This window comes from Planktothrix mougeotii LEGE 06226 (assembly GCF_015207485.1).
Classification (GTDB): Bacteria; Cyanobacteriota; Cyanobacteriia; order Cyanobacteriales; family Microcoleaceae; genus Planktothrix.
On record NZ_JADEWU010000015.1, the window covers coordinates 1 to 14331 of the forward strand.

Genomic DNA, 14331 nt, shown 5'->3' on the forward strand with positions numbered 1-14331 from the left:
CCATCCCCTTGTCCCCTTGTCCCCTTTTCTTCCTCGTCTGTGTGAATGCCGGAAATCGGATTTCTAAGTTTTTCCCAGAAAAGGTTGCAACTTGAAGTCATTATGAGTATGATATAGAAAGACAAGGAAAAGGAGGAGTAACTGAATGCAGGTTAAAGAGATTCCTCTCAAGCAGATTCGTCGTCCTCTGCCTCGTGGAACAGACCCCACTAAAGTTGAAGCCTTAATGAAATCCATTCGAGAGATTGGCTTACAGGAACCGATTGAGGTTTTAGAAGTGGACGGGGACTATTATGGCTTTTCAGGATGTCATCGCTATGAAGCTTGTACAAAATTAGGGTTAGAAACCATTCGCTGTCATGTCCGAAAAGCACCGCGTTCTGTCCTGCAAAAGCATCTAGCTTGAGATAGATTTAGAAGGGTTTGAAATTCGATACACTGTGATCAATCTCTTCTATATTTGTAAAGTTTTGATTCATTCTATAAAACTGATCAAGGAGTATTTTCAATCATGGTAGCAACTCACTCAAAACAACGTCTTTATCCGACTCGAATTGATTTACCCGAAACAACCCGCGCCGGAGTGATTGAGATTCTAAACCACAGTTTGGCGACAACATTAGATTTAAAAACTCAGGTTAAACAGGCTCATTGGAATGTCAAAGGGATTAATTTTTATCAACTGCACCTACTGTTTGATGAAATGGCGACCGAATTAGAAGAATATATTGATCTAATTGCCGAACGAGCAACTGTGTTAGGTGGGACAGCAATGGGAACGGCTCGGATGGCAATTGCAGACACAATTATCCCAGAATTTCCCCTAGATTTGGCTAATGATAAAGATTATGTGGTGGCTTTAGCCGATCGCTATGCTCCGTATGCGAAAATGGTTCGAGAAGCCATTGATCAAACAGGTGCATTAGGCGATGCGGATACAGCAGATTTGTACACTGAAATTTCCCGCGCCATTGATAAGCGGTTGTGGTTCTTAGAAGCTCATTTGCAAGGCAACTAAAGGGCCATCAATGGCAGTGTAACTCGTGAACTAAAAATCAAAATGAGTGAATCTGCGTTACCGGACTATAGCCCCCAGTTACAGGAACTCATGCAACGGGCGGGGATTTCTAGCCTGGAAGAATTAAGCCAAATTGCTGGGGTTTCCCCGTTGCAGATTATTCGACTGCGACGGGGACTCGCGCTACAAACCCCGGTTAGTATTTTGTTGAAAATTAGTCAAGGTTTAAAGATTTCTCTGAGCGAATTATTAGCCGTATTTGCTCCAGGTTCTGTTCCTTCTGAAACTCCAATTCGGGGAGATTTAGAATCAGAATATCAACGCTTACAAACGCAGATGGAGCAACAACGTTCTGCATTGTTAGAAGAATGGAAACGGGAAAGTCTGCACGTTTTGGAGTCGTGGTTATTGCAATGGCCAACGGTGGTGTATCGAGTTCAAGAAAACCCCCAACTTCCGGCGGTAAAATTATTACCTTTTGTGCGTCCAGTAGAACAGCTTATGAGACAATGGGGAGTAGACGCGATCTCACCTGTCGGCACACAAGTTCCCTATGATCCGCATCTACATCAACTCCTGGAGGGAACGGCTCAACCCGGAGAGCAAGTGATTGTGCGATATACGGGATATCGAGAAGGGAATAAACTCCTTTATCGGGCTAAAGTCAGTCCGGTGAAAGGTTGATTAACTTTACGGTTGCGGGATCATCAATGCAGCCCGGAAACAGACAGGGTACTGATTAAATTTCCTGTTCCCCAGGTTAACTGGATGTATTTGGCTATGAGTCCATCTCAAAGCTATACTAACTGAGTCGGGCGAGTCTTATGGAGGGTTTCATCCCTAAAACACTATGAGTTCTGATGTTAAAATTCTTAAACCTCACGGGATTTTAGATGGTACTAAAGCTAGTCCATTTCGTCAAGATATTGCTGCTTTAGTTGAGAAGGGAGCCAAAATAATATTAATTGACTTCCAAGATGTCACATTTATGGATAGTTCGGGTTTGGGTGCATTAGTCTTAGCTCTGAAAACGGTTAGAGCGGCTGGGAGTAAATTATTTGTTTGTTCTATCAATGAACAAATTAGGATTTTATTTGAACTCACCAGTATGGATCGGGTATTTGAGATTTTTGAAAACGAAGATAAATTTTTGGAATCTTTGAAAAGCTAATCTTTGGTGATTCAGGAGCTAAGATAGGGTGAAAACGGGGAATTTAATCTGGATTTCAACAGATTTGTGTTTCCCCATTTCACCCGATTAAGTAAAAGTAACTTTTAGCAAAGAAAAATCATCATCAAAGGGGTTATTTGCATTAATTTTTTTAACGGTATTTAAAACTTCTTCTAAAGTATCTGTTTGTAAATCATTGTATTCTACTAAAATTGAAATTAGCCCTTCTAAGCCTAACATTGTATTATCAGGTTGATTGATTTCATAAACTCCATCACTGAAAATATAAAGATTACTAAATTCTTCTATCTTGTGGGTTGCATCCATATATTCTGCTTCTAAAAACATTCCGACAGGCATTCCTCGTGTTTTTAAGCGTTCAATTTTAATATCTTTTTTATTTTTCCCTGTTAATAAAATAGCAGGAGGATGACCCGCACTAGAATATAATAATTGTCGAGTTGAAAGCTCATAAACCCCATACCAAATTGTAAAATATTTATCATTTTGATAGGTCATCTGAAAGGTGGTATTTAAGGCTTTTAAAACGTTACTGGGTTGATAATAATCAATATTAGGAATAGCCCTAGAACGCAGTAAATTAAGAACAGAAACGGAGGGAAGAGCCGCTCTTAAGCCATGTCCTGATGTATCTAATAAATAAATCGATAAATGATCAGAATCTAACCAATAATAGTCAAAAGAATCGCCACCTAATTGACGAGAGGGAATAAATTTAGTATCAATTTTTACAGGTTCAGTTAAAGGTTCAGGAAGGAGCGATCGCACATATTCTGCGGCTTCTGCTAATTCAGCTTCAATGCGTTGTTTTTGGGTTTGTAAATCTTGGCTGAGTTGATGTAATCTTAATCCTGCCCGAACTCTAGCATAGAGTTCATTCATTTCAATGGGTTTAGAAATAAAATCATCGGCTCCTGCATCTAAGCCCGTGACTCGATCTGAAACTGAACCGAGGGACGTTAATAAGAAAAATTGTGTTGTTGATAACTCTGAAGTCGCTTTAACTTGACGACAGACCTCAATCCCCGTTAACTTGGGCATAATCCAATCACAAATAATCAGTGCTGGACGTAGCTGTTTAGCCTGTTCTATGCCTTCTTCACCATTATTTGCCACACTAACATCATAACCCTGTTTTTTCAGCGTTCTTTTGAGAAGTTCTAAAATGGCAACATCATCATCGATAACCAGAATTTTAAACATGAGCGTTGAGGTACGTTGGTACACCAGATGAGGGTAATCAAGGCCAAGTTAAGACTTTGCTGTCTTTGAGTATAGTCTAATTAGAGGATTGCCTGAACTTGAAATTGACGGACTTCAAGGTTTTGTTCAGTTAATATTTAAGATTCATAAAGTTCATCCCATAAAAGTTACAATTAATTCCTTTTCATGTTAAAGCAGTAATTTTATGTCATATTAGCGCTGATCTATGCGCTTTCAGCCTCATTTCAAAGGAGTGTGTTTTCACTCCTTGAGGGGTTGATTTTTCTGAAACTTCACAAGTTGTGTTATCCCATCTCTAATATTTTACTTGATCTAGCACAATCACGGTTCAGGAAGACTAGAAAACCACTCAAAAATGCAGTAAACTATTAGAGGACGCCAAAGGCAATAACTTATTCAAGGGGGGTAAAACGCTGTGACGAACAAGCGACCTCAGAGGTTAAATAAGCCTCCCTCCTATCCTAACTTTTGTTGTATCATGATGAAGTCAGCCAACTTGTCAAGATTCTAAATCCCTAATGCTGTTCAGGATTTAGGAAATCAGTCAAACTTAATTGTGATTGAATAAGAGGATTCAAAACCATTGCCACTTCCCCAAACGACTCAACTTCAAGTTCCGTCTAGTTTAGTGTTCCTAGCTAAAGTCTTGTCATGGTTTGAGCAACTGTATCAGTCCTTTATTCCTCAATCTGTTTGGATACGCTGTCAGTTAGCTTTAGCAGAGGGATTTACTAATGCAGTTCGTCATGCTCATAAAGGACGTTCTGAGGATCTATATATTGATTTAGAAGTGACTGTTTTAGAACAACAAATTGAAATTCGGATTTGGGATTTTGGCGAACCTTTTGATTTACTCAATAAAATCAAACGCATTCTCAAGGAGATGAATGATCCCTCAAGGAATACGGAGATAAAGGGAGGGGGAAGAGGTTTGAAATTAATGTACGATATTGCCGATTATTTAAGTTATGAACAGGGTGAAGATGGACGGAACTGTTTATTAATTATTAAGAATTTTTAAGCTAGAGACTTGATTGAAAATAATCGAATTAGTCAAAATCAACTTTCCTATTAGTGGGAGGGGAACGAGTTGCTCAGGGTTTAAAACCGCTATTAGAAAAAGCAAAAAAACCGGAATTATTAAAAAGTTAGGAGACAGGAGACAGGAGACTAAATCAACTGCTCACTGTTTCCCATTGTTTAAACCATTGCAGGTTCAGGTTTTAATAAACCATTAAGAATTTGTGCGGGGGGGTTTTCATGGGGCCATGCAAAGGCATGACGAAAGGCGGCTTGTTGACAAGCTTGTAATTCTTCAAACCCTAGAATATCAAGGGTTAATAAATTCTCGTATTCAAAGGGTAAACGCACGTTATGTAACCCGGCGTTATCGGTACAAATGGCAATATCAACTCCAGCATCAAAACAACGTTCAAAAACAATTTTTAGTTGCTGAATATCCTTGAGAGTACCTGTTTTAATATAGGTCGTGGGACAAACTTCTAAACACTGGTTTCGTTGAGCTAATTCCGGTAATAATTCAGGATGTAATAACGGAATTTGAATGCCATGACCAATTCGCATTAAATAGGGTAACAATTCGGGATAACAACCATCTGGGGTTTCATATAAATGTCCGGTGGTTTTTAATCCCAAGGATAAGGCATATTGGTATAAGTCAATAAACTCATCCAACCGTTCAGCATAATGATTATCGCCTCCAGCAATATCAACCGCACAAACATATTGAGGCATTTGTGCAGCTAAATCAATAATTGCCCGGTTAACTTCAACAGGAAGTCGGGAGTGCATACATAAAATTTGGCTGGTAATAATGGGAGTATCACTACTTTGACTGGCTTTTCCTACCACTTCTACAATTTCAGCCATACAATCAATTCGTTGGGACTGGCTGAGATGTTCGGGAGTTCGTAAATAAGGGGTATAGCGCAATTCTAAATACGCTAAATTTTCAAAAGTATAAGCACCCCGCATCAACCGATAAATAAAATAAGGCAAGGTTTCAACGGTCTGCACACTTTCAACCATTGTATGCAGTTCTAAATATTCATCTAAGGTATTGCGAGGTTTGGTATAAAAATCCTCAAACCGCTCATATTCGACAAACCCTTGGGTTAACTGAGGGTTATGACGTTCAAAATACCGCCACAGAATACGCGGTACAACAGAACCCCCTAAATGGCGATGTAACTCAGCGTGTAACGGCATAGTAACTCTTAAATAAAGGTTAAAACAATCACTATCACTGATCCGTTTCAAGGTTTATTGACTCACTTGATAAACTGATCCTGATATTAACCATTAACGATAGCACAACCCTCAAAAAACATGGGGTTAAAACCTGCGTTTCTATGAAGATTCTTATTTTAGAGTTTTAAGCTAAAAAATAATTTTTTTGCTATAATAGAGTTTTGGATAAAAATTGAAGATAGACTTGATTTTCGTTACTTCTTTTAATCTGTTTTTGCTGAGAAACTGAAATCTGGGGGTTGTCGCGATCGCAAATAGAGATAACTCAACGTAACGTCTCTATTCTAGGGCGGTCAGTGAAGGCATTAGGATCAAGGGTGACAAAACCGTTAACAAAACTTAATTTGACAGAGTTCCCTTAATAACAGATAATTAAGATTTGTGTAAACTGTCGGAGTGAAAACTCTCTTGGCTAACGTAGTTGTTATCGGTGCCCAGTGGGGCGATGAAGGAAAAGGCAAAATCACCGATCTGCTGAGTGGTTCAGCCGATGTGGTCGTCCGCTACCAAGGTGGCGTTAATGCAGGTCATACAGTTGTAGTTGACAATCAAACCTTTAAACTGCACCTGATTCCTTCAGGCATTTTATATCCCGATACCGAGTGCATTATCGGTTCAGGAACCGTAATTGATCCCAAAATTTTAATCGAAGAACTGGATCAACTCGAATCCCTGAAGATTTCCACCCAAAACTTAATGATTTCCCAGACGGCTCATGTAACGATGCCTTACCATCGCCTCTTGGATCAAGCATCGGAAGAACAACGGGGAGATCAAAAGATTGGGACAACGAAACGGGGAATTGGCCCGACTTACGCCGATAAGTCTGAACGCACGGGAATTCGCATCATTGATTTGATGGAAACCGAGACTTTACCCGATCAGTTGCGCTGGACGATTAACAATAAAAACGTTATCCTCGAAAAGCTTTATAATCATCCTCCTCTCGACCCGGAAGCGGTGATTAAGGAATATTTGGAATATGCAGAACGGTTGCGTCCCCATGTGGTTGATGCTTCACTGAAAATCGACGCAGCAGTACAAGCTCGACGGAATATTTTATTTGAAGGGGCACAAGGAACCCTATTAGATTTAGATCATGGCACCTATCCCTATGTGACCTCCTCTAACCCCGTTGCTGGCGGTGCTTGTGTGGGGGCTGGAGTTGGCCCGACGATGATTGACCGGGTAATTGGGGTGGCGAAAGCTTATACAACCCGTGTGGGTGAAGGGCCATTCCCGACGGAAATGGTGGATGGGATTGGCCAAGTCTTGTGCGATCGCGGGGCTGAATTTGGAACGACAACGGGACGTCAACGGCGTTGCGGTTGGTTTGATGCGGTGATTGGTCGTTATGCTGTTAGAATTAACGGTTTAGATTGTTTAGCGATTACCAAATTAGATGTTTTAGATGGTTTAGAGGAAATTAAAGTTTGCGTTGCCTATGATATTGATGGGGAACGGTGCGAACATTTCCCCAGTAGTGCGCGAACCTTTGCTCGCTGTCAACCGATTTATGAAACGGTTCCCGGTTGGAAAGAATCAACAGCTAATTGTCGCAAGTTAGAAGATTTACCCAAAGAAGCTTTAAGCTATTTGAAATTTTTAGCAGAATTAATGAAAGTTCCGATCGCCATTGTTTCATTAGGAGCCAGTCGAGATCAAACGATTATTGTTGAAGATCCGATTCACGGGCCAAAACGAGCGTTATTAGATGCAGACGGACAACCTGTAACCGTTGGCGGTTAGAAGTGTTGTATCTTGTGTTTTCGTTGCAATATTTTTTTCCTTTAAAACGTAGCTTGGGATACCAACCCATGCTACGTTAAATATTTTAGTAAATCTAGTGGAGATTGCGTTGATATGCTAGGAGGATGTCAACGAAGAATCTCCACTCTTAAGTACCTCAGAACATCAAAAATAGGAATAAATAGGAATAAAGGATTGTTATGAATACCAAATCCCAAAGCAAAAGACGAGCGATTGCTGTTACTCTCAGTATGGCGGGTATGATCGTTTGGGGAAATGCTGTAGTTGTTGTCCCTGTAAAAGCAGAAACGATTGAGCAATTATCTAATATTGTTGCACAGTCTCCCACTCCCGTTACCAATATAACGGAAGTTAATAATAATAAGATTATGATGGAAATTACCGAGGGAGAGTTTCGCTTTCGCGGCTATCTAAAGCGAACTTCGGGTAATAAATTTATGGGTGAAGATAGACAGGTTCGCGTGATGTATGATCGGGATACAAACCGTGTTGTTGTCATTAATGTTGTGACTGGAACCGAATTTTACAACTATATCTTTTCTGATGTGGATGAAGGAGCACTTTAGCAAACTGTATTAACCCTCAAAATTATTGATTCAGTCCAGATCCCTGATCTTAGCTACAACGTCATGATTTTGGTATAATCAGAGTTTGGCTAAAAAATTTTAAGTGTTTAACCCTAAGCGCAATCAACGTCATGGAAATTACAATTGAAGGTCAAAAACGCCCAGAAGGCTCTAAACCCAATGCTTTGCGTCGTCAAGGATTAGTTCCGGCGGTGCTGTATGGTCATCAAGGAGCCGAATCTATTAACATTACCATTTCAGCGAAAGTCGCAGAAACTCTAATGAAACGGAACGTTGTGAATCATACTTTAATTCAACTGAACGTTCCTGAACTGTCTTGGAGTGGCAAAACCCTGCTGAGAGAAGTACAAAAACATCCTTGGAAAGGATTTCCCTATCACCTGAGCTTCTTCTCCGTTGCTCAACAAGATAGTTTAACGGTTTCTATTCCTCTGCATTTCGTGGGTGAAGCCGCTGGGGTGAAACTCGAAGGTGGTCTGTTAGATGTTGTCCTCTCTGAATTAGAAGTTGAGTGTGAACCGGGAAGCATTCCTGATCGCATTGATGTGGATGTCACGAGTTTACATCAAGGTCAAGCACTACACATTAGAGAACTTAACTTACCTGCGGGTGTCACAGCTACAGGGGATGGAGAACAAGTCGTTGTTAGTATTATTCATCCTGAACGGGGTGAGGAACAAAGCAGCGTCGAAGGTTAAGAATATTGTGAACTGGGGGAGCAGAAGAGAGGAGGAGAAAAGGAGAAATCGTTAACTTCTGACTTCTGACTCCTTCTTCGCACTCCGCACTCCGCAACCTAATTAATAATTGTTGCTAATTTATCTTGTTGAGATTCGCTTAAACGGGGGCCATGAATTTGAACGATTTGAGAACCGAGATAATTTCCCCAACGGGCGGCTTGTGGGGTGGTTAAATTGTTAGTGAGTCCATATAATACTCCACCTGCAAAAGCGTCTCCCGCCCCAACGGTATCAACAGGTTTAACCGGAAACCCTGGAACAGGAATTAAACTTTGGTTTTCAACCACTAAACAGCCTTTATTACTATTGGTAATAAAAACTAAATTAACTTTTTCTCCTAACTGACGAGCGCAAACTTCTAAATCTTCAGTTCCACAGAAGTGACGCACTTCATCTGCATTGCAAAATAAAACATCACAATACTCTGTTAAAACGCTACGGAAATCATCTCCAAATCGTTCAACTAAGAACATATCCGAGAAGGTAAACGCCACTTTTACCCCCAGGCGTTTCGACTGTTCCATTGTTTCAATACTAGCTTTTCGGGGTTGGGCTGCATCCCACAAATACCCTTCAATATAACTGTATTGACACTGACTCAAATGATCAACATTGATATCCGTAACCGATAAAGTTGTAGAAACCCCCAAATTGGTACACATTGTTCGCTCTGCGTCGGGGGTTGTTAAGACTAAACAGGTTCCCGTTGGCCCTTGGGTACTATCAGCAGGTTCGATTTCAAATTGAATTCCAGCCGCGACCATATCCTGTTGATAAAATTCGCCATTGGTATCGGCGCTGACTTTACCCGAATAAATTCCCGTCCCGCCACTTTGAGCGATCGCCATCATCGTATTAGCGGCGGAACCCCCACAACGTAATTCTAAAGGATGGGTTTCCAATTGTTGTAACAATTTCCCCTGTTTGAGCGTATCCATCAGGGTCATTGATCCTCGGTTGAGGTCATGGGTTTGAATAAAATTATCTTCAACTAATGCCAAAATATCAAGGAGGGCATTTCCAACACCAAAGACATTAAAGGGTTTGGGTTCTGTCATTGACTTTTTCTATAAAACGGCTTGAACAATTCAAGTGTTGATCATATCAAATCTTTTGTTACTTTTATTTTCAAGACATTGGAATTGGCTTTTTCTCAAGAGATAATAAAAATAACCCTAAACCCATGACTTATTCTCAGGTTGATTGAATTCATTTTTATCTTTCTGGTATGGATATGACTGACTCTGCACTTCCTCGATTGATTCAACAAATGTTAGAACCGGATTTTTATCCCCATCCGGTACAAGAACCCATTGAACTCTTACAAACTCATATATCGTTTATTCTGTTAACGGGTGAGTATGTGTATAAACTTAAAAAAATAGTCGATTTTGGGTTTTTAGATTATTCAACTTTAGAGAAACGGCACTATTTTTGTGAACAAGAATTACAAATGAATCAGCAACAAGCACCAGAATTGTATTTAGAGGTTTTACCGATTATAGAAATCGGCGATCGCTTTCAATTTGGGGATAATCAAAACCCTGCTGTTGAATATGCTTTAAAAATGCGTCAGTTTCCTGAAGAAGATTTATTGATTAATTTATTTGCACAGGATAAATTAACAACAAAAGAGATGGAAGAGTTAGGAAAAGTTGTTGCTGAATTCCATCAAAATTGTCCAACAAATGATGAGATTCTTAAATTTGGGGAAATGGCTCAAATTCGTCATTCCATTGATGGAAATTATCAAAAAACACAAAAATATATTGGTTCTTGTCAAACCCAAGAACAATATGAACAAACCAAACAATACACAGATAGCTGTTTTGAAACCCATGACGCTATTTTTAAAAGTCGGATTGAAAATCGATGGATTCGAGAATGTCATGGAGACTTGCATTTAAAAAATATTTGTATTTATCATGATAAAATATTACTATTTGACCGGATTGAATTTAATCAAGAATTTCGGTTTGTAGATGTGATTTATGATGTGGCTTTTGTGGTCATGGATTTAGAAGGACGAGGACGGGCGGATTTAGGGAATCGATTTTTAAATACTTATATTGAACAAACCGGAGACTGGGAAGGATTACAATTATTACCTTTTTATTTAACTCGTCAAGCTTATGTTAGAGCCAAAGTTAATTCATTAATTTTAGATGATTCAGCCGTTGCTGAAGAACAGAAAGAAACAGCCCAACAAGAAGCCACTCAATATTATAAATTAGCATGGCAATATACTCGCAGATCTTCAGGAGGAATCGTGATGATGTCGGGGTTATCGGGGTCAGGAAAAAGCACAACCGCCCGCAAATTATCAAAACGATTAAATGCGATTCATATTCGTTCTGATGCGGTGCGAAAACATTTAGCAAATGTTCCTCTATATGAAAAAGGAGAAGAAGAAATCTATACCCCAGAAATGACAGAAAAAACCTATAAACGATTATTAGAGTTAGGATTATTATTAGCAAAACAAGGATTTTGGGTGATTTTAGATGCCAAATATGACCAACAAGAACGACGGGGAGAAGTGATAGAAACCTGTAATACCCATCAATTACCCTTACAAATTGTTGAATGTACAGCACCAATGGATATTTTACAAGATCGTTTACAACACCGTCAGGGAGATATTGCTGACGCAACGGTAGATTTATTAACCTCTCAACAAGCAAAAGCTCAACCCTTTACGGATGATGAAAAAAGCTATCTAACAACCATTGATACCACCCAAAATATTGATCATCAATGGAAAAAATTATATTAAAATTATCTAGGGTTTCCGGTGCGAAGATACTAAAATTATAGTTTCTTACTTACCCTCTATCCTTCTCTCTTTCTTCGTGTCTTTGTGTCTTTGTGTTTCCTTCTTTATAATAATGAAATCCAGAAAGAAAATCATCTTAATTTTATCGTTGATTCTAGCGATCGCTCTTTTAATTCCGCCCACACCGTCCCAACCTATTTTAATTATACCCAATGAAATTAGAGGCGTTTGGTTAACCAATGTCAGCAGTGGAGTCTTATTTTTTCCTTGGGGAATGAATCGTGCTTTACATCAATTATCAGACCTCAAATTTAATACCATTTATCCCGTTGTTTGGAACCGAGGAGTTACATTTTATAAAAGCGCAGTCGCCAGACGAGTCATCGGTCGTTCACAAGATTCCTTATTAAATTTAACCCAATTAGGAGGAGATATTTTATCTAAAATTGTTACAGAAGGACATCGAAACGGATTGAAAGTCATTCCTTGGTTTGAATATGGATTTATGGCTCCGAAAAACTCGGCTATTGTTCAACGTCATCCTGACTGGCTTGCTCAAACTCAAAAAGGAGAAAAAGCCTTAAATCATTTTAGGAATTCGGAGGATGTTTCCTATCAAACCAAGATTAAAAACTGGATTGTTAATCAAATTTTAGAATGGATGACCATTAAAAATGTTTGGTTAAATCCGTTACATCCTGAAGTTCAACAATTTATTGAAGATTTAATTTTAGAAGTTGTAATGAAATATAATATTGATGGAATTCAACTCGATGATCATTTTGGTCTTCCTGTTGAATTTGGTTATGATGAGTATACAATTCAACTTTATCAACAAGAACATAATAATCAATTACCTCCTAACAATCCTTACAATCAAGAGTGGCGGAATTGGAGAGCGAACAAAATTACTGAGTTAGTTCAAAGAATTGTCAAAAGTGTTAAAAAAGTTAAACCTGATTGTATAATTTCTTTATCTCCAAACCCTTACGAATATACTTATGAAATGTATTTACAAGATTGGTTAACCTGGGTCAATCAAGGATTAGTCGATGACATTGTTTTGCAAGTTTATCGAGATAGTATGGTAAAATTTATTTCAGAATTAGATCATGAATCTGTACAAATAGCACGGCGAAAAGTTCCGGTAATTATTGGATTATTAAGTGGAACATTACGCCATCCTGTCCCAATGGAGCAAATTGAAAAACAAATGAAAGTCGTGCGCGATCGCGGTTTTGATGGAGTCTCGTTTTTCTATTGGGAAACCCTCTGGAGTTATTTTACCCCAGATTCTCCCCGATATCGTCGGAAAAGCTTTAAAACTTTATTTTCTGATTCATAAATTTGACTAAAATAAGATAAACTAAAAGAATAGAATTGAGTGAAAAATACTCTCTATGGCAAGAATTAGAGTTCCTAAACCTCTCATTTTGCTATTGCAAGAAGTTGAACCCGAAAAATTTCTACCGTTACTTGGAAAATATGGAGCAACAGATTCCAAAGGAAGGTATTTTCATTGGAATGATTTTAAATGGAGAGTCAAGCCAGGTGACAACGAATTAGCTGCATGGATAGCGACTAAAATTGCACGGAAAGCAATCACTAAGAACTTACCATTATTAAAAGCTGAAGGTGATCGCTGCTTTAGTTATTGTGTACCAGACTCACTGTTTGCTCAACTCTATGGGATTGATACAATGACCGGGGGAAGTCGAGAGAATAGTAATAGTATTCTCGGATCTTCTCCTCCCAAAAATCCTTATCTCGTCAAAAGTTTAATGCAAGAGGAAGCGATTACTTCCTCTCAACTTGAAGGAGCTTCAACAACTCGTGAAGTTGCAAAGGAAATGCTGGAAAAAAATCTTACCCCTAAAGATAAATCTCAACAGATGATCCTCAATAATTATTTATTGATGAAAAAAGCGGTTGAAAAAAAGGATGAGGAATTATCCCTAGAATTAATATTAGAACTCCATAGAATTGCAACAGAAGAAGCCATAGAAAATCAAGCAACACCAGGGGAAATCAGAAAAAACAATAATATTTTTGTTTCTAATTTATACAATGAGAATACTTTTTATCCCCCTGACTGGAAAACCCTCGAAGCTAGACTAACAAATTTGTGTGATTTTGCAAATTATGATCCCGCTCCCAATGATTATAGTAATTTTATTCATCCCATCATCAAGGCTATTATCTTACATTTTATGATGGGATATATCCATCCTTTTGGGGATGGTAATGGTAGAACTGCAAGAGCTATTTTCTATTGGAGTATTCTGCGGTCGGGTTATTGGCTATTTCAATATGTTTCGATTAGCAAACTCATACAAGAAAAACGTGGAGATTATGATCAAGCTTTTATTTACACTGAAACTGATGATTTTGATCTCACCTATTTTCTCTATAATCAGATTAGTACCCTAGAAAAAGCAGTGAAATCATTGTATGAGTATATGAGCAGAAAAAAACAAGATTTTTATGAATTTATGGATTGGATTGATAAAAGTCCTATTGCAAGAACTTTACGCAGAGGTCATTTAGAAATCCTAAAAGAAGCATTCAGAACACCTGGTAAAGAATTTACTTCAAAACAAGTCGCCATCGATTTTGGGATCACCGAAAATACTGCTAGAAGTTATCTCAATAAATTAGTGGATAAAGATTTATTAATAGCCGCTAAATCTAAAAATCAGAAAACAGTTCTCTATCTAGCTCCAGCTAACTTACAAGCCAGATTGAAACTCTAA

Annotated in this window: 14 protein-coding genes; 11 read left to right on the forward strand and 3 right to left on the reverse strand. The window is 38.6% G+C overall.

Annotation, left to right across the window (positions count from 1 at the left end):
* Positions 1-145: 145 nt before the first annotated feature.
* The 4 genes from IQ236_RS08795 to IQ236_RS08810 all read left to right on the forward strand — a co-directional run bounded on the left by IQ236_RS08795 (position 146) and on the right by IQ236_RS08810 (position 2189).
* Positions 146-406 (forward strand): ParB N-terminal domain-containing protein, encoded by a 261-nt coding sequence (locus IQ236_RS08795; protein ID WP_190515457.1) that lies wholly within the window; start codon positions 146-148, stop codon positions 404-406.
* A 105-nt stretch (positions 407-511) separates the two neighbouring features.
* Positions 512-1018, forward strand: coding sequence for a DNA starvation/stationary phase protection protein Dps (dps, locus tag IQ236_RS08800; protein WP_193868919.1), 507 nt, complete (start codon positions 512-514; stop codon positions 1016-1018).
* A 42-nt stretch (positions 1019-1060) separates the two neighbouring features.
* Entirely contained in the window at positions 1061-1702 is a 642-nt protein-coding gene (locus IQ236_RS08805) for a helix-turn-helix domain-containing protein (protein WP_193868920.1), read from the forward strand.
* 166 nt (positions 1703-1868) lie between these two features.
* A complete protein-coding gene (locus tag IQ236_RS08810; RefSeq protein WP_072717973.1) occupies positions 1869-2189 on the forward strand; it encodes an STAS domain-containing protein in 321 nt (106 codons plus the stop codon).
* Positions 2190-2276: 87 nt separating this feature from the next.
* Here the strand turns inward: IQ236_RS08810 and IQ236_RS08815 are convergent, their stop codons facing one another.
* A complete protein-coding gene (locus tag IQ236_RS08815; protein ID WP_072717972.1) occupies positions 2277-3413 on the reverse strand; it encodes a PP2C family protein-serine/threonine phosphatase in 1137 nt (378 codons plus the stop codon).
* Positions 3414-4017: 604 nt separating this feature from the next.
* Between IQ236_RS08815 and IQ236_RS08820 the strand changes: the two genes are divergently transcribed.
* The gene (locus tag IQ236_RS08820; RefSeq protein WP_193868921.1) at positions 4018-4455 is read left to right on the forward strand and encodes an ATP-binding protein; all 438 of its coding nucleotides are present in this window, start codon (positions 4018-4020) and stop codon (positions 4453-4455) included.
* A gap of 179 nt (positions 4456-4634) precedes the next feature.
* On the opposite strand, the gene IQ236_RS08825 is transcribed toward IQ236_RS08820, so the two are convergent.
* Positions 4635-5663, reverse strand: a complete 1029-nt coding sequence (locus tag IQ236_RS08825; RefSeq protein WP_193868922.1) for an adenosine deaminase — start codon at positions 5661-5663, stop codon at positions 4635-4637.
* 450 nt (positions 5664-6113) lie between these two features.
* Here IQ236_RS08825 and IQ236_RS08830 point away from each other — a divergent pair, with 450 nt between their 5' ends.
* The 3 genes from IQ236_RS08830 (at position 6114) to IQ236_RS08840 (ending at position 8760) form a co-directional block, all read left to right on the forward strand.
* Entirely contained in the window at positions 6114-7454 is a 1341-nt protein-coding gene (locus IQ236_RS08830; protein WP_193868923.1) for an adenylosuccinate synthase, read from the forward strand.
* A gap of 200 nt (positions 7455-7654) precedes the next feature.
* A complete protein-coding gene (locus IQ236_RS08835; protein ID WP_228041504.1) occupies positions 7655-8041 on the forward strand; it encodes a hypothetical protein in 387 nt (128 codons plus the stop codon).
* A gap of 131 nt (positions 8042-8172) precedes the next feature.
* Positions 8173-8760, forward strand: coding sequence for a 50S ribosomal protein L25/general stress protein Ctc (locus IQ236_RS08840; protein ID WP_193868924.1), 588 nt, complete (start codon positions 8173-8175; stop codon positions 8758-8760).
* Positions 8761-8858: 98 nt separating this feature from the next.
* On the opposite strand, the gene IQ236_RS08845 is transcribed toward IQ236_RS08840, so the two are convergent.
* Positions 8859-9860: an adenosine kinase gene (locus tag IQ236_RS08845; RefSeq protein WP_193868925.1), complete on the reverse strand. Its 1002-nt coding sequence runs from the start codon at positions 9858-9860 to the stop codon at positions 8859-8861.
* A gap of 176 nt (positions 9861-10036) precedes the next feature.
* On the opposite strand from IQ236_RS08845, the gene IQ236_RS08850 reads away from it, so the two are divergent.
* The 3 genes from IQ236_RS08850 to IQ236_RS08860 all read left to right on the forward strand — a co-directional run bounded on the left by IQ236_RS08850 (position 10037) and on the right by IQ236_RS08860 (position 14331).
* Positions 10037-11578 carry a bifunctional aminoglycoside phosphotransferase/ATP-binding protein gene (locus tag IQ236_RS08850; protein ID WP_193868926.1) on the forward strand — a complete coding sequence of 514 codons (1542 nt, stop codon included), beginning with the start codon at positions 10037-10039 and terminating at the stop codon, positions 11576-11578.
* 112 nt (positions 11579-11690) lie between these two features.
* On the forward strand, positions 11691-12923 hold the full coding sequence (locus tag IQ236_RS08855; protein ID WP_193868927.1) for a glycoside hydrolase family 10 protein: 1233 nt from the start codon (positions 11691-11693) through the stop codon (positions 12921-12923).
* 55 nt (positions 12924-12978) lie between these two features.
* Positions 12979-14331: a Fic family protein gene (locus IQ236_RS08860; RefSeq protein WP_193868928.1), complete on the forward strand. Its 1353-nt coding sequence runs from the start codon at positions 12979-12981 to the stop codon at positions 14329-14331.